General features: G+C 40.9%; 17 protein-coding genes. 10 read left to right on the top strand and 7 right to left on the bottom strand.

Features of this window, described 5'->3' with window-relative positions:
- Nucleotides 1-34 precede the first annotated feature (34 nt).
- Both MUCPA_RS17965 and MUCPA_RS37815 read left to right on the top strand, forming a co-directional pair.
- On the top strand, nucleotides 35-1,660 hold the full coding sequence (locus tag MUCPA_RS17965) for an NADP-dependent glyceraldehyde-3-phosphate dehydrogenase (protein ID WP_008508315.1): 1,626 nt from the start codon (nucleotides 35-37) through the stop codon (nucleotides 1,658-1,660).
- 343 nt (nucleotides 1,661-2,003) lie between these two features.
- Complete coding sequence (locus MUCPA_RS37815) at nucleotides 2,004-2,816, top strand: DUF6515 family protein (protein ID WP_008508313.1); 813 nt, start codon at nucleotides 2,004-2,006, stop codon at nucleotides 2,814-2,816.
- A 255-nt stretch (nucleotides 2,817-3,071) separates the two neighbouring features.
- Here MUCPA_RS37815 and MUCPA_RS17950 read toward each other — a convergent pair whose 3' ends face one another.
- From MUCPA_RS17950 to MUCPA_RS17935, 4 genes are read right to left on the bottom strand one after another with little or no spacing between them, the layout of a single operon-like run.
- Nucleotides 3,072-4,310, bottom strand: coding sequence for an alkaline phosphatase family protein (locus MUCPA_RS17950; protein ID WP_008508311.1), 1,239 nt, complete (start codon nucleotides 4,308-4,310; stop codon nucleotides 3,072-3,074).
- Nucleotides 4,311-4,331: 21 nt separating this feature from the next.
- The gene (locus tag MUCPA_RS17945; RefSeq protein WP_008508308.1) at nucleotides 4,332-5,252 is read right to left on the bottom strand and encodes a metallophosphoesterase family protein; all 921 of its coding nucleotides are present in this window, start codon (nucleotides 5,250-5,252) and stop codon (nucleotides 4,332-4,334) included.
- 5 nt (nucleotides 5,253-5,257) lie between these two features.
- The gene (locus MUCPA_RS17940) at nucleotides 5,258-7,048 is read right to left on the bottom strand and encodes a RagB/SusD family nutrient uptake outer membrane protein (protein WP_008508307.1); all 1,791 of its coding nucleotides are present in this window, start codon (nucleotides 7,046-7,048) and stop codon (nucleotides 5,258-5,260) included.
- A gap of 37 nt (nucleotides 7,049-7,085) precedes the next feature.
- On the bottom strand, nucleotides 7,086-10,295 hold the full coding sequence (locus MUCPA_RS17935) for a SusC/RagA family TonB-linked outer membrane protein (RefSeq protein WP_008508306.1): 3,210 nt from the start codon (nucleotides 10,293-10,295) through the stop codon (nucleotides 7,086-7,088).
- Nucleotides 10,296-10,472: 177 nt separating this feature from the next.
- On the opposite strand from MUCPA_RS17935, the gene MUCPA_RS17930 reads away from it, so the two are divergent.
- A complete protein-coding gene (locus tag MUCPA_RS17930) occupies nucleotides 10,473-11,123 on the top strand; it encodes a TetR family transcriptional regulator (RefSeq protein ID WP_008508305.1) in 651 nt (216 codons plus the stop codon).
- Here the strand turns inward: MUCPA_RS17930 and MUCPA_RS39695 are convergent.
- The gene (locus tag MUCPA_RS39695; RefSeq protein ID WP_456237891.1) at nucleotides 11,067-11,237 is read right to left on the bottom strand and encodes a CBU_0592 family membrane protein; all 171 of its coding nucleotides are present in this window, start codon (nucleotides 11,235-11,237) and stop codon (nucleotides 11,067-11,069) included. The genes MUCPA_RS17930 and MUCPA_RS39695 overlap by 57 nt on opposite strands.
- Nucleotides 11,238-11,581: 344 nt before the next feature.
- On the opposite strand from MUCPA_RS39695, the gene MUCPA_RS17925 reads away from it, so the two are divergent.
- Complete coding sequence (locus MUCPA_RS17925; protein WP_008508301.1) at nucleotides 11,582-11,764, top strand: Sec-independent protein translocase subunit TatA/TatB; 183 nt, start codon at nucleotides 11,582-11,584, stop codon at nucleotides 11,762-11,764.
- Between the two features lie 127 nt (nucleotides 11,765-11,891).
- On the opposite strand, the gene MUCPA_RS17920 is transcribed toward MUCPA_RS17925, so the two are convergent.
- Both MUCPA_RS17920 and MUCPA_RS17915 read right to left on the bottom strand, forming a co-directional pair.
- On the bottom strand, nucleotides 11,892-14,360 hold the full coding sequence (locus tag MUCPA_RS17920; RefSeq protein ID WP_008508299.1) for a DUF5686 and carboxypeptidase regulatory-like domain-containing protein: 2,469 nt from the start codon (nucleotides 14,358-14,360) through the stop codon (nucleotides 11,892-11,894).
- A 377-nt stretch (nucleotides 14,361-14,737) separates the two neighbouring features.
- Nucleotides 14,738-15,763: an MraY family glycosyltransferase gene (locus MUCPA_RS17915; RefSeq protein WP_233276765.1), complete on the bottom strand. Its 1,026-nt coding sequence runs from the start codon at nucleotides 15,761-15,763 to the stop codon at nucleotides 14,738-14,740.
- Nucleotides 15,764-15,998: 235 nt separating this feature from the next.
- Between MUCPA_RS17915 and MUCPA_RS17910 the strand changes: the two genes are divergently transcribed.
- The 6 genes from MUCPA_RS17910 to MUCPA_RS17885 are packed head-to-tail and all read left to right on the top strand — an operon-like array spanning nucleotide 15,999 to nucleotide 22,623.
- Complete coding sequence (locus MUCPA_RS17910) at nucleotides 15,999-17,087, top strand: Wzz/FepE/Etk N-terminal domain-containing protein (protein ID WP_008508295.1); 1,089 nt, start codon at nucleotides 15,999-16,001, stop codon at nucleotides 17,085-17,087.
- A gap of 4 nt (nucleotides 17,088-17,091) precedes the next feature.
- The gene (locus MUCPA_RS17905; RefSeq protein WP_008508294.1) at nucleotides 17,092-18,111 is read left to right on the top strand and encodes a flavin reductase family protein; all 1,020 of its coding nucleotides are present in this window, start codon (nucleotides 17,092-17,094) and stop codon (nucleotides 18,109-18,111) included.
- Between the two features lie 9 nt (nucleotides 18,112-18,120).
- Nucleotides 18,121-18,894 carry a glucose-1-phosphate cytidylyltransferase gene (gene rfbF / locus MUCPA_RS17900; RefSeq protein WP_008508292.1) on the top strand — a complete coding sequence of 258 codons (774 nt, stop codon included), beginning with the start codon at nucleotides 18,121-18,123 and terminating at the stop codon, nucleotides 18,892-18,894.
- Between the two features lie 5 nt (nucleotides 18,895-18,899).
- Complete coding sequence (rfbG, locus tag MUCPA_RS17895; RefSeq protein WP_063747537.1) at nucleotides 18,900-19,979, top strand: CDP-glucose 4,6-dehydratase; 1,080 nt, start codon at nucleotides 18,900-18,902, stop codon at nucleotides 19,977-19,979.
- Entirely contained in the window at nucleotides 19,972-20,892 is a 921-nt protein-coding gene (locus tag MUCPA_RS17890; protein WP_008508290.1) for an NAD-dependent epimerase/dehydratase family protein, read from the top strand. Before rfbG ends, MUCPA_RS17890 begins: the two co-directional genes overlap by 8 nt.
- Nucleotides 20,893-20,901: 9 nt before the next feature.
- Nucleotides 20,902-22,623, top strand: a complete 1,722-nt coding sequence (locus MUCPA_RS17885) for a thiamine pyrophosphate-binding protein (RefSeq protein ID WP_008508289.1) — start codon at nucleotides 20,902-20,904, stop codon at nucleotides 22,621-22,623.
- Nucleotides 22,624-22,630 lie beyond the last annotated feature (7 nt).

Here is a 22,630-nt window from a genome sequence, read left to right as displayed (position 1 = left end):
CTTTATTATTAAAATAAATAACGAAATCAATTACATGAGTTTTGAAGATCAACTAAAATCCTTATTTATTGAGGAAAGCCAGATCCCGCAGGAATTTCAATTGGGTGAGGAGGTTCACCAAAGGGAATATCTGAGCAACGGCGAAATGAAAAAATGGGATGGGCCGGTGAGCGAAGTATATTCGCCGGTATGTTTCCCGGGACCCGACGGTTTAAAAAGAAAGCTGATTGGAAGTTATCCCTTAGGTACCGAAAAAGAAGCCATGGAAGCGCTTGACGCTGCAACCGCCGCCTATGATAACGGCCGCGGCGAATGGCCAACCCTGAGCGTTGCCGACCGCATTGCCTGTGTGGAACAGTTTACCTTTAAAATGCTGGAACAGCGCGATAAGGTAATTAAGTTAATTATGTGGGAGATTGGCAAATCCATTGCTGATTCTACCAAAGAATTTGACCGCACCGTTGAGTACATCAATCTAACAATTGATGCCTTAAAGGACATTGACCGTCAATCCTCACGTTTTGAAATTGAGCAAGGCATTGTTGCGCAATCGCGCCGCTCGCCTTTAGGTGTGGTATTATGTATGGGCCCATTCAACTATCCATTGAACGAAACCTTCACTACCCTGATACCCGCCCTGATTATGGGAAACACCATACTGTTTAAACCACCAAAGCATGGTACCTTAGTACATTACCCGCTATTGGAAGCCTTTAGAGATTGTTTCCCCAAAGGTGTAGTGAATACGGTGTATGGCCGTGGTGCCAACACCGTACCGGGACTGATGCAATCGGGCAAAATTAATGTACTTACGCTGATCGGTTCGAGCAAGGTGGCCAATGAACTTAAAAAAATGCACCCTAAGGTTAACCGCCTGCGTGCCATTTTAAGTTTAGATGCCAAAAATGCCGCTATTGTAACCAAAAGCGCTGATTTGCAAATGGCTGTTACCGAAATCGTTTTGGGCTCGCTATCCTTTAACGGACAAAGGTGTACCGCATTGAAGATCACTTTTGTACATAAAGACATCGTTGACGAATTTTTGGAATTGCTTAGTGCGGAAATCAGCAAGCTAAAATTAGGGATGCCCTGGCTTAAAGGCGTTAACATTACTCCTTTAGCAGAGCCACAAAAACCCGAATACCTTAAAGAGTGCATTGAAGACGCCCAAGCTCACGGGGGTAAGGTAATTAACGATCATGGTGGAGCTACCGCTGCATCGTTAGTGTTCCCGGCCATTGTATATCCGGTAAACAGCCAAATGAAATTGTATCGCGAAGAGCAGTTTGGCCCCATCATCCCGGTTGTGCCTTATGAATCTATTGAAGAGCCTATCCAGTACCAGATTGATTCTGTACATGGCCAGCAGGTTAGTATCTTCAGTAATGATGCGAAAGAAATTTCGGCCCTGATAGATCCTTTTGTTAACCTGGTGAGCCGTGTAAACATCAACAGCCAATGCCAGCGCGGCCCTGATGTGTTTCCGTTCACCGGCCGCAAAGATAGCGCCGAAGGTACATTATCTGTTGTAGATGCCTTGCGTAGCTTTTCTATCCGCTCATTGGTGGCTACCAAGCTTAACGAAACCAATAAGCAACTGCTTAACGAAATAGTTAATAATCATGATTCGAATTTTTTAAGTACCAAGTATATTTTTTAAATCCGTAATTTAAACAAACCTAAAAGCCGCCTGCAAAACAGGCGGCTTTTTTTATGCCCCTTTTGTAAAAAATGATTTACCGATTACTGACAGGTTAGCCATTGGCACATAAATTGTATGATAATGTTGTTGCTTTAGATATATAAAGGCGTTGTATAACACTATCTATATTAAAACAACGCATTAAAACCTAAATGGAGGGGTATTCGAAAGAATTTTAGTAATTGTAAGCAGGATGTCAGCTAATCGTAACTATTCTGTAACAGGTTAAACCTATCGCAATTTATCAGTCTATTATTCTAAACAAACAGTTTAAAACAACTGGAACTAATCAATCAAAATCATGAAAACTACATTAAAATATTTAACATCCGTTTTATTAACAGTTATTTTCTCTCTTTCAATACACTCGTTAACTTACGCCCAGCGGGGTGGAGGCTCTCGCGGTGGCGGCGGAGGAGGGTTCCATGGCGGGGGTGGCGGAGGCTTCCATAGCGGTGGCGGCGGTTTCCATAGCGGCGGTTCTTTTGGCGGAAACCGGGGCTCTTTTTCAGGTGGACAAAGGCCTTCAGTTCAAGGAAATGCAAATAGCGGCCCAAGAGCAAATGCGGTACCGCAAGCCAATGGCGGCTCGAGGTCTTATGCTAACCCGGGTTCAAATTACAGGAGCCAGCAACGTGCCTATGCGGGAGTATCAAGGGGTTATAACCATGGTGGCTATTACCGCGGTGGATACCGTGGCGGCTTCCATCATTATTATGGTGGCGGTTATTACAACAGGTTTTATGCTCCACGCATAGGTTTAAGAATTAATGTATTGCCTTATGGCTACTACCCCTTCTTTTATGGTGACGACCAGTTTTATTATAACAATGGCCTGTTTTATCAGCAATATGACGATGGCGGTAGCTCTTATACTGTAGTAGCTCCACCAATGGGTGCAGTAGTGCCACAATTACCAGAGGATGCCAAGAGCATTACCATTGACGGCCAGCAATACTATGAACTAAACGGGGTATACTATCAACCGGTTACCAACGATGATGGCTCAGTTGCCTACAAAATTGTTGGGAAAGACGGTGAGTTAAATACCGATCAAAATGGTGATCAAAACCAGGACGGATCTTATACTCCGGACAGTAATACTTCTAATTAAATAACTTTCGGCTTTGCTTTCCAGGTAATTGCTGTAAGCCACTATTATGTTGCCGATCAGTCTCAACATTTAACCTGGAATCTTAAATAAGGAAAAGATAGCCCTCAAGCTATCTTTTCTTTTTGCTTGAATTTGCAAAGTGCGTTAATCCGTTTAATCTTTTTCCAATTAAAGGCCTTCGGTCCTACTATTCATTATCGGGCCGGAAAGGCCTAAAACATTAACCTATCCATTAAAGTAAATTACGGTTGTGCACTATTTCTTTAGCATGACCCATTTATTAAGGGTGTTGCTTGGCGCTTCAATAATAATTTTATAAAATGCAGAAGGATAATTTTTCAGGTCGCCAAAGTAATGCTGTTGGCTCAGGTCAACCTCTGCTAATAAATGGTAAGTATCTTTGCCGCCGGTTTTAAAATCGTTGGTGGTGGCCAGCCATATTTTGGCTTTGCCTTGTTTTTCGAGAGCTTTCCAGCTCAGGTCAAGATGATCCTGTATATAGTTAACTTTAAGGGCGGTTACCGATACCGGGCCAATAAAAGGCGTACCATCAATTTCCTGTGTAACGCTTTCGGGTAGCTTCACATCCAGGTAGCGGGCTATCGAGGGCATAATATCTACAATGGCCAGGTCAAAATACTGCGCGTAGGTATTGAGGTTTTTGTAATTGCTCACCATCCAGGTAGTCCGCTGCCTTTCGGACTGCCCGCCGTGGCCCCGGCCGGTTTTTTCATCCCGGCCATGATCGGTTGTGATCACAATTAGCCAGTCCTCCTTAAAGTTTTTCTGGCGGTAATTGATGGCATCCCAGATCTTACCCACCTGTTTATCCAGCAGATCAATTGCTTTATCAAATTCGGGGCTATCACCATAGCGGTGCCCCATATCATCTGTATACTCTAAATATATCCACGACAGATCCGGCGCGCTGGTTTGTATGGTATTGGCGGCCTGCTTAACAACCTCTTCGTCAATCAGGTGCATATAATCAGATTTTTTATCATGCTTAAAGCGAACAGTATCCAGCTCATAGCCATCAAAAGCGTAGTCGGGCTTAAAATTACCGGTAGCGGGCAAGCCATCACCCAATAGTTTAGTACGGTTATCTGTCCAGCTGGAAAAAATAGCCGTCTTCTTGTCAGGGTACTGGTTTTTGAAGATCTCAAAAATATGCCGGTAGTTGTAGTTTGGCGCAGTGATGCTATTATCGGGCACGTTGTGTTTATTTACCCAGGTACCGGTTAATAAACTGTTATAACCTACTGCCGATATGGTTGGCGTTTCGTTATAGGTGCCCTTATCACCGCCCACATGCATCCGCGAGTATGATCCGGCTTTGATAATTTTGTTAAAATTGGGGATATCCGCACGCTCCATCACATCGGCCGGGATGCCATCAGCTATTATATAAACCACCTTTTTTTGCCTTTGCTGGGCATATCCAGCGATTGATAAAAACAGACAGGCTACGAAGCAAATTATTGTTTTAAACATTGTTGTTGTTTTAAATTTGAATTAAAATGTATGCGGGAAATATTCGTTTTCCACGGTTCCGTCCGCGTAAAGCTTCAGGATAGCATATCCGGGAGGGGTTTCTAAGTAATACCCCGGCCCTGCTGATTCTGTATCGCCTTTACCCCACCAGAAACCGCTCATGGCGCCGTTACAGCAGTACAGCACATCGTTGTACACGGTATGATCTGATAAATGGTTATGGCCGCTTAAGCAGATCCTTACTTTATCCTTGTGTTTATAAAACAGGTCTTTAAGTTTCTTACAATCCGAATGCCCACCTCCTACCAGCACCTGCGTGGTACCCAGGATAGGATAGTGCGACATCAACAGGACAGGCGTGTGCGAAGGCAGCTTTTCAAGCTCCTGCTGCAACCAGCTATACTGTTCAGCATCCAGCGAAATATTGCTGTTATTACCATCAAGGACAATAAAATGCCAGTTGTTTTTTGAAAAGCTGTAATAACAGCCCGGTATTTTAAGCCGTTTTACTACATAATCTTTCCCGTACATTTCATCGGTTTTTGCGGGAGCTTTCCACCAGGGGTCGTGGTTGCCAATGCAGCTATGTACCTCGTACTTATTTAACAATTGCAGGCAATCATCCCAAATGGCCCATTGCCGGGTAACGTCATCTCGTACCACATTATCGTAAGAAGCATCGTTAATAGAATCGCCGCCGTTTAAAAAGAAATCGGGCTTGTGTTGGCTGACGATGTGCTTCAAACAACTTTTAAATCTTTCGGGAGCGTTATCGCCAGGCCTGATGTGTACATCCGTAATATGCGCCACGGTAAGTACAGGTTTCCGGTTTTTCCGTTCGTTCTCCTCGGGTGCTAAGGCCAGGGCGGGTATGGCGCCTGTAGCTGCCATACCCGCGGCTAAACCCGCGGCCTTTAATAAGGTTCTTCGTTTGATATCCATGTGTTTTACCAGCCAAAAATTTGTTTCAAGTTAGGGTTTAATACAATTTGCTGCTGCGGTATAGGGCGGTAATAAAACTTAGGTTCTTCAAAATTCCTCACTATATTTTCTGTTACAATATTACCGCCGTTATTACCGTTTTTCAGGTAAACGGTGGCATCGGTGCCAATAGTTCCGGCACGGTAGTAAACCAACTTTACTCCAAGGGAATTACTCTCTTTCTGATCCTCCGCCGGGATGGTTGCCGCCCTGTCAATCAAAATAATGTCATCCACACCATCTCCGGTAAGGTCGTATTTACCTAAGCCTTTAAAGTACATGCCTTCCGGGCTTTTGGCAAGCAGTTTGCCCACTTTCCAGCGCATCAAGTCGTCATATCTCATATTCTCGAAGGCAAACTCCACCCTGCGTTCACGCCTGATCTCCAGGATGACGCCCACATTGGAGCTTACGTTAGGATATTGCAGCTGTAAAGCCGGGTCGGGATTACTATTGGCTACGGCCAGGTTAAGATCGGGCAAACCGACTCTTCTTCGCAGTAAGTTAAGTGATTGATCTAATTGCGACTGTGTTAAAGAGCCCAGTTCGGCAAGGGCTTCTGCATAAGTGAGCAATACTTCGGCATAGCGGTATACCGGGAAATCAACACCGTTTAAAATATTGTTATCTGTACTGTTTACATATCCCTTTAATTGGTGGTAGCCTGTAAAGTTTTTATTTAACCGCTGAATGTAAGGCGTAGCATCGGGCACTCGTACCCAACCTGGATAAACCATAGTTTGCGACAGGCGCGGATCGCGGTTTTTAAATTCGTCAACAAAGCCCATTTGCGCGTAGTTGGCTATGTCAGTAAAACGGCTCCCGTCATTCATCAGGTAGGTTAATATCAAATCTTTAGCGGGGGCCTGCTCATAATCTCCAAACACTGTTGAGTTAACGTTTTGGCCCTTGCCTTTACTTAAATCAAAAATGTTATCCAGTATAACTTCGCTGTTGCTGGTAAGGTCCTGGCTCGAAAATAAGGCGGCATAGTCCTGGTCGGGATGGCCGGTGTTGTAAATATTGAATTTTGTGCTGGCCATAATCTCCCCGGCAACCCTGGCCGCTGTTTGCAGAAAAGTGTTTGCGGATTCCTTTAAACCCAATTCGTCATGATATTTACGGTAAGTACCTTCATACAGCGCAGCGCGGGCATATAAGGTTGCTACCGCCCATTTACCGGGCGTACCTGTCGGTACGGTTTCACGTACGTTTTTGTAAGCAAAATCCAGATCGGCCATAATACTGTCGGCAATGAGCTTGCGCGGATCGCGGGCTTTATACAAATCCTGGTCTCCGGGATTAAGCGTACCCGAATACCAGGGCACATCAGAAAAACGTTTTATTTTATCCAGGTAAAAGTCTGCCCGGTAGTACCTGGCCAAACCGGCATAATGGTTTTTAACAGCCTGGGTAACGTTTGCTTTTTGATAGCTTTGCAAAAAGTAATTGATGTTGCGCAACCTTGTCCAGGTCCACCCTGCAGTGATGTTTTGCGCGTTGGCGTTTCCGGCCATAATATTTTTCACTTCAACCGATGCCGTAGTAGCTACGTTATCGCTGCTTTGGTCGTTAAGGTAAGTACTACGGTCGGGCTGGGATAACAAACCGTTTACATACAATGCCAAGTCTTCTTCCGTATTAAAAAAAAGATCGGGGGAAATAGAGGTTTGGGGGAAACGATCGAGCCCGCCCTTTTTACAGGCCGCCAATGTACTTACCGCCGCTATAAATAATATATATAGATACTTTTTCATTTGACTGTGATTTGATATGCGATGAAACATCATGTGGTTAAAAGTCGAGGTTTACACCAAAAGCGTACCGGCGTTGAAAAGGATATGCCCAGGCACTTGCCCCCTGGTTAACAGCTTCAGGATCGATGTATTTTTTAATAGCCGAAAACTCATACAAATTTTCGCCGGTTGCATAAAAACGCAGGCGGCTCAAACCGATTTTTTTGATCCACTTGCCCGGAATGGTATAACCAACTGATACGTTTTTGATACGCAGATAGGCACCGTTCAACAGGTATTTGGTTTGCGGAATATCGAGCCCGCTGCCATAATTGGCATCGGCAAGCCACGACTGCAATACCGGGTACTCTGAATTGGTATTGGCATCGGCAAGGCCGGCGGCTATATAGGATGCCGAGTGCTTGGCCCTTTGTTCGGGCGAATCGGCCGTGCCACGGTAATAGTTCAGGTTCCATGGGTATACGTTGGCATAAGGCTGCTGATATGGCCCCCAGAACAAGTAATTATGCGGATAAAAATCGCGCTTTAAAACTCCTTGAAGAAATACGGCCATGTCGATCCCACGCCAGTCCATATTGATATTGGCCCCAACGGTATAGTGGTCGGCGCTGTTTCCTATTATTTTTAAATCTTTAGGATCTTTGGAACTTAAGCCCCGTTCTATCTTGCCATTTCCGTCCAGGTCCTTGTATTTGGGCCATCCTTCTACAATAGCTAAAGCGCCCCATGGAACAATGGCCGATTCGTTAAGAGCGGCAATTTCTGATTTGCTGCGAAATAGTCCATCGTTTTCCAAGCCCCATATTTCTCCAATCTCCTGCCCTTCACGGTAATTGGAGAACAACATCTGGTCGTTTTTAAACTTGGTGATCTTGGTCCTTGAGTCGGCTATAAATATTTTAGCGTCAAAGCTGAATGGTTTAGACCCGAGATTGAACCTGTCCCGATACGATACCGATAATTCCCAGCCTTTAGTGCGCAGGTCGGCGGCGTTTTGGTTTGGCACGCCGGTGCCCAACACTGCAGGCAGTTCCTGTCCGCCGGTTAGCATACCCTTGGTATCCCGTATATAGTAATCAAATGTGAAAGAGAGTTTATCGTTAAACAAGCCTATATCGGTTCCAAAGTTGCGGGTTGATACCCTTTCCCAGGTATAAGTTTGCGGATCTACACCGAGGCCGGGAGCGCCTGTAATAACCTGGTTTTGGCCGGTACCTCCTATCAGGTAACCGGATGTTCCGGTGGACAGCGACTGGATATAGCCAAAATCGCCCACGTTCTGGTTGCCCAGGTCGCCATAAGAAGATCTCAGTTTAAATGTTGACACCGTTGGCGCCAGCGGCTTGAAAAAATCTTCTGCGCTTACAATCCAGGCTGCTGAAGCCGATGGGAAAAAGCCCCACCTCCTTGATACCGGAAAACGGGATGAACCATCATACCTGCCTGTTCCCTCCAAGATATACTTGCCTTTATAAGTGTAGTTAAGCCTCGAAAAAACACTGTTTGTTGCATAAGCCGAATATCCGCCGCTCGCGGTAGCCGTACCACTGGTAAGCGATAAATAAGGTAACGAAGAAGAGATAAGCACATCTTTACTGGCATTTACCGTGGAGTAGCTGTAATCTTCGCTATTGAAACCAACCATGGCGCTGAAAAAATGATCGCCAAGTGTTTTTTTGTAGGTTGAATAAACGTTAAATGCGTTGTTATACAGATAACCATTGTTTTCAGTTACAGACCCGGTACCACCTTCCTCACGGATATCATTGGGCCCGTAGCCAATTTTGTATTTTTTTGTATCGGTGTGTGTTTTCCACAACTCCCTTTTAAATGATGCATCACCGTTGATCTGCAGATCGCCATTTAAAAACAAAGCGGTGGCGCTGGTGATATTCTGAAAGCCGAACATGTCTTGCTTGCTCTTTCCTCCATCTACCAGCTTAGCGGCGAGCCGGCCGGCTGATGTATTGGCCCAGGTGCCATCAGGATTGGTGGCTACGTCGGTGGGCATCAGGTAGTACAGGTCGGTAATATTTGAGTTTGGCAGCGCGCGGCCGGTTTGATAAATATTCAGGTTATTATCAAGCTTAAGCCATGAAACAGGCGAAAAACCTACTTTAGACCGTAGTCCGTACCGGCTCCAATAATCATCCGTTAGTTTGTTTAAGCCATTATCTTTGGCATAATCGGCCGAAAGATAATAAGTAAGAGGTTTGTTATTGACTACAGCCCCACCGGAGAATGATAAGGTATGGCTTTTAGACAGGCTGGCGTTATTAAAAAAGTATTTATACCAATCGTTACTGCCCATGTACTGCCATTTTGTAGGGTCCGACGGATTTAAGCGGGTATCGGCAATTGACGGGTTATCCGATCTTTCTTTCGCCCAGCGGTAATACTCATCAGAATAATTAACATAATCCCAGGGAGTATTATCTGTAGAAGTTTCCAGCACCCGCGAGAAAATGTAAGGGTCGGTTACCGGTTTAGGCAGCAGTGTTGGTTTAGCCCATGAGCTGAAGGCATTATAGCTAATTACATTACTGCCTGCAATACCCTGTTTGGTTGTGATCAGGATTACACCAAATGCTGCCCGTGCACCATAAATGGCGGCCGAAGCCGCATCGCGCAAAACGGTAAACGATGTAATATCAGTAGGTGTTAACCGGAGCATATCATCGTTGCTTGTTGCCGGGATACCGTCTATCACAATCAGTGGTGAGCCGCCGTTTATCGATGTATAGCCTCTGATATTGATGGTTGGTACCGTACCTGGCGAACCACCGGGATAGGTGATATTTAAACCGGGGCTCAACCCCTGCAAAGCCTGCATTACGTTAGTTACCGGCCTTGATTCCAGTTCTTTTCCGGAAATCTGATCTATCGCGCCTGCAATATTGATCTTTTTCTTGGTACCAAACCCAACTACCACAACTTCGTCCAGGTTAGCATAATCTTCAGACAAGGATATGTCAACCTTTGTCCTCCCGTTCAGCGGGGTTGTTACCGGCTTATAGCCCATAAAAGAGAAAACCAGCACGGCGTCTGGCTTAAGGTCACTGAGGGTATACGCGCCCTTGCTGTTGGTGGCCATGCGTACATTTGTACCCTTTACATTAATGTTTGCACCGGGAATTACCTCCCTCGTTTTTGCGTCAGTCACCACCCCTGTTACGGTGATTCCCTGGGCAAAGCCGCTCGTTGAAATAAACAAGAGCAGGAAAAACTTAAGTAGCTTTTTTTTCATGTGTTGGTAGTTTTTTTAATAAACGATGGTTGTTTTTAACCGCCAACTAAATTGTCTAACTGATATTAAGGCGAGGTTAAGGGAGAATTAATAAATTGATTGAACAATCAATCAATTTATTAATAATTTGATAATACAATTTTCTTTTTGGTAGTTTGCGGAAAAAATAAATAAAAAATGGGGCGGAAAAGTCTTAAAGAAGTAAGGCAACAGGAGATCATTAAGATGTTTTATGAAGTGGCCAAAAAGGAAGGCTATGAAAACACATCCATAGCCAAAATTGCGAAGGTGATGGATATTAACCCCAGTTTGATTTTACATTATTTTGAAACTAAAGAAGACCTCACCTACGCACTAATTGACCATATACTGGAAAGCTATTTATTGATTTTTACCATTAAAGACAAGGAACAGGCAACCTTAGCCAACCTTCGGCACACTATCGAAATGTTATTTTCGAAAGAATGGAACCTGCTTTTTGATGATGGGCTTTTTTATACTTTTTATGCTCTTGCTTTCCGCGAAGAAAAAATTAAGGTGAAATACAAGATCATCCTTGATTCGTTACGGCATGGTTTAGCTGCTATTATTGAGCAATGCAATGAAAAGGGGCTAACTTCGGTTAAGTCTCCGCAAACGGCAGCCGATTTTATTTTTGTATTGGTGGATGGAGCCTATTTTTATCTTTCCCTGGAAAACGATATAGAGGCCTATACCGAACGGCTTAATTATTATAAACAAAAAGCCTATGAAATTTTAGAAATATCCGAATTAGCGTTTCTGCAGGTGCCTGCCCAAGGCATATATTCCAATAAACATCCAGAGTAGATTTGCCGCAGCATTGGGTATATCTTGAGAGTTAACGGCTGTGGCTGCTAAGCAAAGACCGCCAACAATGTTGAGTATCTGAAAAATCAAGGATTCGGCCCTGATCCACTTCATACTCAACAATAGGTAACCAACAGTGCATAAAACCACGCCCAACCAACCTATAGCTGTAAATAACATCGTCGACATACCCTGTATGGGATTAGTTTCCGGTATTTATGTAATCACCCAGGCCTTAACAAATGCTAAAATAAAAAAGCGATTACCGATAACGAAACAAACAGGTGTGCGAAGATACTTTTTATAGCTTAAAAGCACAGCCATGATTACAAAAGATGGTATGCCTGTTAAGGTAGATTTTGCTACCTACCGGGGCTTTTTAATTTCATCGCTCCAAATAAAAACCCGAGTTAATTAAATTTCGTAACTTAGTCAATTAATTGTAAATCTCAGAAAAAATGATCAATGCAACGCTTTTGTTTTTAAGTGGACCAGATATGATAATCATCGCTGTTATAGCGCTTTTTTTATTTGGAGGAAGAAAGATACCCGAATTTGCCCGCGGACTTGGCCAAAGTATCCGCCATTTTAAAGAAGGTAGCGAAGGTAAGGACGAGGACGCCAACAAGGAAAAGAAGTAAAAGTGTGACTATTTAGTGGAAAGTACTGAGTTCCGGAGTATTGAGTTAAGTCGGCGTTTTATCTTGACTGAGCAGCAATCAATTTTAATGTGAGGTCAACAGTTGTTGGACACGAAATTCTTAAGCCTTAGAAATTGTAGGTAAACCTGAAGCCCTGCAAAACCGGCAGGTTGCGCCCATAAGAAAAACCGTAATCTAATCTTACTATACTTCGTTTTAATCCCACATAGTACTCTTTATAACCCGGCAATAGCTCCTGGGTTAAAAATGATCCTCCTATTATTTCTTCAATATTCAGGCTCCTGATGTAAGGTAATTTCCCCAAAAAGAAACCCGCGAAGTTATGCTCATAGTGAGCCTCAAAGTATCTTTTATCAGTGCTGTAGGTATAGTAGTCCAAAAAGTGAAAGCTGCCTAAACTTGAGTCGAAGAAGAAACTCTGCCCCCCGCGAAACTGCTTATAGTCGGGATAATACAAATTTTTACTGTTAAAAAACTTTCCTGCCGATATAAAATAAGAAGCATAACCGTAAATGCCGCATTTAAGTTGATCCTGAAAAAAATCGGCCGATAAAAAATCATAATCTACAACCGAACCAAAACGCGGGATGCCTTTACGGTAATTGACACGCAATCTGGGGTATTTGGTAGGCTCGATAAATTTACCATCGGGGTTGATGGTATACTGCTGATTAAAGGTTATCGTAGCCGAACCGCGGATAGAGAGCGCAACATGGTTAGGAAAAAGGGGCACATTGCTGTTTGGATCTAAGGGGTTAGGGTGCGGGTTTCGCGGATCGTTAGAGGTTAGCTGCGTACTATCTTTACCAATAGCAAATAACGTGGTATTGATCACTGTTTCGCGTTGTGCATACTCTATCTGGCCGTTGAGTAAAATGCCATTGCAAATTTCGCCCTGCGTACCGGCTGAAGCAAACTCTGCCTTGTAAAGCTTTAAATAGTTATTGCCTGTAAATAAGGTGCTCAACGAGTTGAGGAATAAGCTAAGCGTACCGGAGTTATTTAAATCCAAAAAATCAGATCCGAAACTACCATATACTGCACCCTGCTTCAGCGGGTTATAACGATAGTTAACATAGGTATTAAACGTGAATATTTTATTAGAACTACCATAACGCGCCTCGGGCTCAACGGTTAAAGTTTTATTCCGGTCGTACTCCTTAAAAAATTGTGGCTTAATATCCACACTCGCACCTTCTACCGTGTTATAAAAAACCACCTTGGTTGGCGATGGAACCGATATGGTTATCTTTTTAAAAGGATCGTGATATTTGTAATTTTTAAGCACGTAAGGGATCAGCCTGAATTTATTATTATTACTTTTTACAGAATCCCGGGCGTGGTTCGCGTTATTCTTTTTTTCGGCAGCCTCAAACAAATGATAATATCGCTTTTCGTCGTCCAGTAAGGGCACAGCCCTGTAGTTGTTCCAGAAAACCGAATCTTTTTTATTGATGTTTTTTCCAACTTCAAATACCTCTCCGTTAAAGTATCCCGGCTTAAAATCGGGCTCAATGTTGTAATTATTGACTACCCCTAAAAAATAGCCTACATATTTAAACCCAAGAATTTTACCCGTAAAACTAAAATTTAATGATAATGGCATCCAGATACTATCCCTTACGGGGATGTATTGTTCGCGAATGTTAAGGGTATCAACAAAATCAATATGTGCCCTTTTGTACAGATGCAAATCGGCGCTGTAAAGCCGCCAATCGTTTTCAATAACATAAATCACCCCATGAAAAACATGTTCGTTTTCGTGCCTTGGTTTTACCTCAATTACATCTATCGTTTTATCGTCATCCGTAAAACGCTGTAGCAGCCTGTAGTGGTAAAAACGTAGCGCGTTATCAGCAATAGGCGATACATAGCTCCGCATACTCATCCCTCCCCACGACAACAGATTTTCGTATAGATTAACCTGCAAGTCGGTAGCCCTGTTAAAGCCGAATGGATTTTCGCCGCCGGCCGCCTTCAGGCCGAGCATTACCTCTTTCACCTTACCCGGCTTACGCACGTTAAACTGCGATACCGATTCGAATAAACTGATAATTCCCCGCCGGTTAGGGTCGAGGTTCAATACCTTAGCAACATCCTCCTTTAAAAACGTTTGTGGCGCATTGAGTAATTTCTGGTCTGCCTTTAAATAAACCTGACACGAATATTCCTTCACCTGGTTTAAATAAAATTTGCGCTTTGCAATCACCTTCTGCATGATGATATAGGTGCTATCCACCTCCGTATCTTGAGGCAGATACGATTCGAGCGTGTAGCTTTCGGGCTCGAGCTTCATATTGAGCTTTACGTTCTGATCAACAATTACCACCTGCTCCGTTTGCTGCTCATACCCTATCACCCTAAATACCACGGTGTACGTTCCGGGCTGAAGCCTGAGTTTATAAACACCAACCTCGTTAGCAATAGTACCATTGGTTGTCCCTTTAACATACACGGGCACAAAGGCCAGTGGTAAACCATGTACATCGGTTACCTTACCTTCCACGGCATAGCCCTGTGCCATGGCTCCATAGCTCATACATAACACCAATAAGCTTACAATAATTGTCCGCATAAAAGGTTAGCCCCTATAACATCAACAATAAAAATACTACACATCGCCGGTTATGTGGTAAGTTAGATTGAGTTTTAACAAAATTATCATGTAATAGTTACACAACACTCGCTATTTAACGTATGTATACATAGCAGCCGATATTTAAGTATCACAATATCGGCCTAAATTTTTAATTTCACGCTCTGATGAAAAAAATCCATTACTTAGGCCTGCTTGTAACGGCTGTAACTTTAAACAGCTGTTTTTCGATAGTAGGATCTGTCTTCCGGCTGGGTTTCCGTATGGGGATCTATTCGGTTTTTATTATAATCGGACTGTTGATCTGGGTGATTAGCAAGAGGGGGAAGAGGAAGTAGAGATAGTGTTGCCGTTCATCAGGCAGCATTTATCGCTTTAACACGGCGAATAATAACCATCCTGATGCCCACATAAGCAACAGCCAATAGCAGCAAACCCTTTAAGCCCAATGAAAGGGACCCGCCAATAATGCTGTAAATTACCAATACATTAACTAATAACTGCACAACTCCATATCCGAAAGAAACAACCCGGTGATCGAGTTTTTGCTCATTAGCCAACAACTGGTATAAATGTAGGCGATGTGCCTGAAATATGTTTTCGCCGAGGCCTAACCTGATTGCGATAGTGAACACAGCATCAATACCATAAACAGCCAGCAGCAAAATGTAAAGGAGCTGGTCGGTTTGTAATATCAATTTAAACAATAAAAAAACAACAACAAATGCTAATGACACACTACCCACATCACCTGCAAAACATTTGGCTCGTTTCCTAAAATTAAAAAAGTTAAAAATAAGTACACTTATAATTAAGGTTACTATCAACCCGGGGTTTACAAATTGAACCTGATATTGGTTAATCCACCATAGGGTGGCAAACAATACAAGGCTATAAATGCCTGTAATGCCATTAATGCCATCCATAAAGTTGTAAGCATTGATGATACCCACAACCATAATGTATGAAGCTATAACGATGTACCAGTGAAGAGCAAAAATATTTAGCGAATAAAAAGCAAGCGATACGGCTATCAAATGAAACAACAGGCGTATACTTCTGGATATGTCTTTTAAGTCGTCAACAAAGCTAATTGAGGTGATTAAAACCAAACCTAATACGACCAAAGGATATTGAAAGCCAAAGAAAGGGAACCACAAAATCACCGACAGCGGAAATATCACCCCTCCTCCCCTGATCGTTATTTCCTGATGTGAACTACGATGATTGGGCTTATCGATAATGTTATAAAGATCGGCAATACGAAAGTACGCTAATTCAGCGCCTATTAAAATAATCAGAAACAGAATATAGAGCATAGGCATCAGTAAAAACACAAAGATGAGTAATGAAAATTTATCCTGCAAATCTGGTGCCATCATGTAATGAAAAAAAATCAAAACAAATAGAGCATTTAAGGGTTAATATCTTCCCAAGTTTAAAGGAAGTTTGTTGCTTTAAGCTTAATATTAAAATTAGATACATCATTTAAAAAAACTATACATTTGCAAACATTTACTATTGAACGAACGATAATAGCCGAAAGTTACAGCGAGTTATTTTATAACTTCAAGTAAATACATTAAAGAAGTAGGACACGCATTATATATAATCCCCTTGGACAAGCCCGTAAATATTCAAGAAACAAAAAACACCAAAGACGACGAGATATCTTTAAAAGAGTTGATTCTGAAATTCCAAGAATGGTGGCGATATCTGCTATCTAAATGGGTAACAATTTTAATAGCAGGCATTATTGGCGGGGCATTGGGCTTTACTTATGCCTATTTTAAAAAACCAATTTATAAAGCTGAGTTAAGTTTTGCCTTGGAAGATGACAAAGCGGGTGGCCTTGGTGGCGCGGCTGGGTTAGCGAGTCAGTTTGGTTTTGATTTGGGTGGTAGCGGCGGTGGCGCATTTTCTGGTGATAATTTACTGGAATTAATGAAGTCTCGGTCAATGGTTGAGAAAACGCTTTTAACCCCAGTAAATATCAAAGGTAAGGATGAAACTTTGGCCGAATTATATATATCTTTTAATAAATTAAGGAAAGGCTGGGAAAATAAGCCTGAATTAAAAAAGATACAATTTACACCGGGGGCTAATCGCGCAGAATTTTCTCTGCAACAAGATAGTGTGTTGGGCACATTTTATAATGCTATCACTAAAAGTAACTTGTCAGTAGCCAAAACAGATAAAAAATTAAGTATCGTTAATATCGCGGTAAACTCCGAGAACGAGTTATTCTCAAAATACTTTGTCGAAATCCTTGCAAAAACGGTGTCAGATTTTTATATAGCTACAAAAACTAAAAAATCTGTACAAAATGTTTCAATTTTGCAGCATCAAACAGATTCTGTCCGGCGTGAGTTGAATGCTGCCATTTATGGGGTGGCTTCATCTATTGATGCAACTCCAAATGCTAACCCAGGGCGTCAAATATTGCGCACACCTTCTCAACACCGGCAGGTGGACGTGCAGGCAAATCAGGCAATATTGACGGAATTAGTGAAGAATTTAGAAGTATCTAAGGTATCGCTAAGAAAGGAAACACCATTGATACAGGTGATTGACAGGCCGATTTTGCCGCTAGAAAAAGAGAAATCTGGTAAGCTTAAAGGACTTTTAATAGGCGGAATCACATTATCTTTTCTTACAGTATTAGTATTACTTGTCAAAAGGTTATTTAAAACTATAATGTCATAAGCGTATGTTAAGCTACACGCTAAAAGTTGTTGCTATAATTAAAGAAACTCAGGACGCCTCCACCATCTGTTTTAAGCAACCCGCTTTAAAAAAAATAACATACGTCCCAGGTCAATATATTACGTTAATTGTTACAATTAATAATAGAAAATATAAAAGGCCATACTCATTGTCCTCAGCACCAGGCATTGATAATACACTCAACATTACAGTAAAACGTGTAAATCATGGCATAGTTTCAAACCATATTATTGATACGTTCAAAGAAGGAACCATGGTTGAAGTTATTGAACCAATGGGGAATTTTGTTGCTCCAAAAGATCACTCCCGAAGTGATATTTATTTATGGGGGGCAGGTAGTGGGATAACGCCATTAATGTCAATATTGAAATATGCCTTGAAAAACAATATCGGAACAGTAACGTTATCTTATTGTAATCCAAACAAAGAGCAAACTATTTTCTATGATCAATTATTAGCCCTTAACCATGATTATCCGAACAGTTTTTTTTTAAACCTGTTCTATACAAAAGAAGTTAATGAGAATAGTTGGTATGGAAGACTTAATGCTGAACAAATTATCCAAATCATAAAAAAATCACCCGATTTTTTGCAAACCACTCACTATGTTTGTGGTCCAAAAGGCTTAAAGGAAACTGTCAGCATGACTATCAAATCACATGGTTTGTCATCAACTCATATATTTACTGAAGATTTTGAACATATTGTGAGTGAGGACGAATTGAAAGATATACATACACAAGTAGTCAAATTAGTAAAAAACGAAAAACAATTTAATGTTGAAGTTGTAAAAGGAAAAAGTATTCTTGAAGCGGGCTTAGATTTGCAGTTAGATTTGTTGTATTCGTGTCAGACAGGTGCGTGCACTCTTTGTAAAGCAAAACTATTTTCAGGCAAGGTAAAAACGATTGGTGATATCTCAAGAAAGGGGCTGAATGATGATGAATACCTTTTATGTTGCAGCTACCCTTACACGGAGGACGTCAAGTTTAAGATTGATTAATATATATTTATGAAGGTTGTATTATTAGCGGGTGGATTAGGAACTCGCCTGTCAGAAGAAACTGTTTTAAAACCAAAACCTATGGTTGAAATAGGCGGTATGCCGATATTATGGCATATTATGAAAATTTATTCGGCACATGGCTTTAACGAGTTTGTGGTTTGTTTAGGATACAAAGGCTATATTATTAAAGAGTTTTTCTCTAACTATTTTCTTCATAAATCAGATGTCACCATAGATTTAAGGAACAATTCAGTTGAGGTACATGACTCTCAAGCTGAGCCTTGGAAAATCACATTAGTCGATACCGGCATTAACTCTATGACAGGTGGAAGAATAAAGAGAATACAGGCACATACAAATAATGAACCTTTTTTATTAACCTATGGCGATGGCGTTTCCGATGTCGATATTAGAGAATTAGTTAAATATCATCAGGATAATAAAAAATTATTGACGGTTACTGCTATACAACCATCAGGTAAGTTTGGGGCATTAAACTTAAGTAAAAATGATGAGGTTAGTTCATTTACTGAAAAGCCGAAGGGTGATGGCGCTTGGATAAATGGTGGTTTTTTTGTATGCCAGCCTGAAATCTTTAACTATATAGAATCAGGAGATTCCACTATTTGGGAAAGAGAACCTTTGGAGCAAATTGCATCAGAACACCAGATGCAAGCCTATAAGCATCACGGATTTTGGAAACCGATGGATACCTTGCGTGATAAGCATGAATTGGAAGAGGAGTGGGCTTCAGGCAACGCACGCTGGAAAAAATGGTAATTGATATGTGGACACAATTAAAATCTGTTTATAATGGAAAAAGGATTTTTCTAACTGGGCACACTGGTTTTAAAGGGTCTTGGTTGTTAAAAATATTCTCGATGCTTGGTGCCGAAGTTAAAGGTTATGCCTTGGCTCCAGAAAACAATTTTGATCTTTATTATTTATTAAATGGTGATAACCTATGTAATTCCGTAATTGCTGATGTACGCGATAGAACTACACTTACAACCGCAATTATTGAATTTCAACCAGATTTTATATTTCACTTAGCCGCACAACCTTTGGTGAGGCTTTCGTATCAGATACCGGCAGAAACATTTGAGGTAAACGCTATAGGAACCGCCAATATTTTAGATGGCATTAGGCTATTAACTAAACCATGCTATGCTGTTTTAATTACTACAGATAAAGTTTATCATAACAACGAATGGGTATACCCATACAGAGAAACTGATAAACTTGGTGGTTATGATCCTTACAGTGCGAGTAAAGCCTGTACTGAATTGATTATCGACTCTTACAGAAATTCTTTTTTTAACACTAAGCAATTTAGTGAACATCAAAAAGCTATAGCGGTAGGACGAGCGGGAAATGTTATTGGCGGTGGTGACTGGGCAAAAGACAGGTTAATTCCAGACATTGTTAGAGCGTTATCAAAGAATAAAAAAATAGAAATAAGAAATCCATTGGCAATAAGACCGTGGCAGCACGTATTGGAACCACTATCAGGATATTTATTACTTGGAGCAAAGCTATATAAGGAGCCAAATCAATTTGGTCAAGCATATAATTTTGGACCTCATTTTGATGATGCATTACCTGTAAATCAAATGGCAGATATTGCATTAAATTTTTGGGGTAGTGGTGAATATTTTGTTAATCAGACCAATGACCAACCACATGAAGCCGGCTTGCTAAAATTAGATATTAGTAAAGCTTTAAGCGAATTAGGCTGGACACCAAAACTCAATGCTCATAAAGCTATTTCTAACACCATACAATGGTACAAACAATATTTCAGTAACCAACCCGATATAATTAATTTCACTGAAAATCAAATAAGAGATTTCATCAATGAGTGATACCAAAGTATTTATCACCGGAGGAGCCGGCTTTTTAGGCTCAGCTATAATTGCTAAACTTATTGAGGGGGATTTTAAAATACTAGCTTCAAGGCGAACACAAACAAACCTATGGCGATGTAAAGATTTCAACACCGCTGTTACATGGATTGATACTGAAGAAAGTACATTTACACAACGTGTTATCGACTTTCAACCGGACATAATATTACATTCGGCCTGGAATGGTGTAACATCCCAAGACAGAGAGGATTGGAATTTACAATTACAAAACTTCGAGTTTTTGCGAACATTATTACAAATAGTAAAAAAAACTAAGCCCAAAAAATTTATACTTTTGGGTTCACAGGCGGAATACGGTAATATTAAAAAAAGAGTTGCAGAGACAGATGAGGTAGCGGCAAACAGTGCTTATGCTATATGTAAGTTAACAAGTCAGCAAATTGTTAAAACGTTTTGTGAGCAAAATCATATTAATTGGTATTGGCTGAGAGTATTTTCTGTTTTCGGCCCAAAAGAAGATAACAAATGGTTTATTCCCACTATAATTATGAACCATTTAAATGAACTTGATTGCAATTTAACCTATTGCGAGCAACAATATGATTATCTTTATATTGACGACTTTGCTGCGATGATTCTCAGAATTTTCACAAGTGAAAACTCTGAATCAGGAATTTATAATATATGTTCGAGTAAGGCAGTTCCTCTAAAAAATATTGTTGACCTTATCAGTCAATTTAGTGGCAATAAAAGCAAACTTAACTTTGGAGTACTGCCTTATAGAAAAGATCAATCCATGCTCATCGAAGGAGATAATAGCAAATTTAATAACACATTTGGAAAAGTTCAAACTATAGCTTTAAGTGAAGCTATAAAAAAAACAATAAATTATTATAATTCGGTTAGATAATACAACTAAATGAAAGTATCAGATTTTATTGCGGGTTTTCTGGAGAAAAAAGGCGTAGGTTGTATTTTTGAACTATCCGGTGGAATGATTACACATCTTTTAGATTCAATCAGTCAAAATACAACTATCAATATAGTTACGATGCATCATGAGCAGTCAGCCGCATTTGCTGCTGATGCCTATGGGAGAGTTACAGGGTTACCGGGGGTGGCACTCGCGACTAGTGGTCCGGGGGCAACAAACTTATTAACCGGCATTGGTAGTTGCTATTTTGATTCATCGCCAGCAATATTCATTACCGGACAGGTAAATAGGCATGAACAAAAAAGAGATAAGACAATCAGACAATTGGGTTTCCAGGAAACTGATATAGTGGCTATGGCTAAACCCATTACCAAAGCGGCATATCTGGTTAATAATGCAGAGGATATTCCATATATTTTTGAGGAGGCATTCAGGATTGCTATGGAAGGAAGACCAGGTCCTGTATTGATTGATATCCCGATGGATGTGCAAAGGGCTCAAATTGACACAAATTATATCAGTTCAGCTGTTGAAGAACAAGTTAACATCATATCCGAAAAAGATCTAAAAGACCTAATTTCAGATATACAAAATGCCCAAAGACCACTTATTTTAGCTGGCAGGGGCGTTAAAGCCGCACAGTGCCAAGATTATTTTGACAAATTTATACAGAAAACAAAAACTCCAGTTATAACGACGCTTTTAGCCTTAGATACCATTGCTTTTGATGATCCAATGAGAGTAGGCTTTATCGGTAGTTACGGTAATAGATGGGCGAATATTGCTTTTGGAGAATGCGATTTACTTATTGTTTTAGGTAGCAGATTAGATGTCCGTCAAACTGGGGCAGACACTAAATTTATAGAAAATAGAAAAATTTACCATGTTGATTGTGATTCCTGTGAAATAAACAATAGAATTAAGGGATGCGTACCAATAGTAACAACGCTCGATGTATTTTTTAAGCAATTTGACATTGCAGCACAAAACACCTTTTTTAATAATAACACAAATTGGTTAATTCACATCAACAATCTTAAAAGTAAGTGGCCGGATACTTCGGAATTAAACCCTAGCGGAATTAACCCTAATAAATTTATGCATCGATTAGCCGCAATTAGTCAAAAGGCATTTGCCTACTTAGCTGATGTGGGAAGTCACCAGATGTGGGCGGCACAATCATTACAATTAAACAAAGGCCAACTATTTCTAACATCTGGAGGAATGGGCGCAATGGGCTTTTCATTACCAGCCGCCATTGGAGCCAGCATTACAGCAAATAAAAAACCTGCTGTGGTTTTGATTGGCGACGGATGTATGCAACTTAATATACAGGAATTACAAACTGTAGTAAGAAATGATTTACCTATCAAAATAATTGTATTAAATAACAGAACACTTGGAATGATAAGACAATTCCAAGACAGTTATTTTGAATCAAGGTATCAATCTACTTATTGGGGATATAGCGCGCCAGATTTTGAAAAAATCGCTATTGCATATGGCATAAACGCAAAAACTATAGATCATCCAGAAGAAGTAGAGAACGCTGTAGCATGGCTATGGGAAGGTGAAAATGAGAATAGACCTTTGGTATTACAGGTTATGATAGATCCACAGACGAATACTTACCCCAAAATTGCATTTGGAAAACCCATTACGGAGATGGAACCATTTTCTGCTCCGATTGGAATGGAAAGCACTTAATATAAAT

Source organism: Mucilaginibacter paludis DSM 18603, from assembly GCF_000166195.2.
Taxonomy (GTDB): domain Bacteria; phylum Bacteroidota; class Bacteroidia; order Sphingobacteriales; family Sphingobacteriaceae; genus Mucilaginibacter; species Mucilaginibacter paludis.
This window is presented reverse-complemented; position numbering and strand designations above follow the sequence as displayed.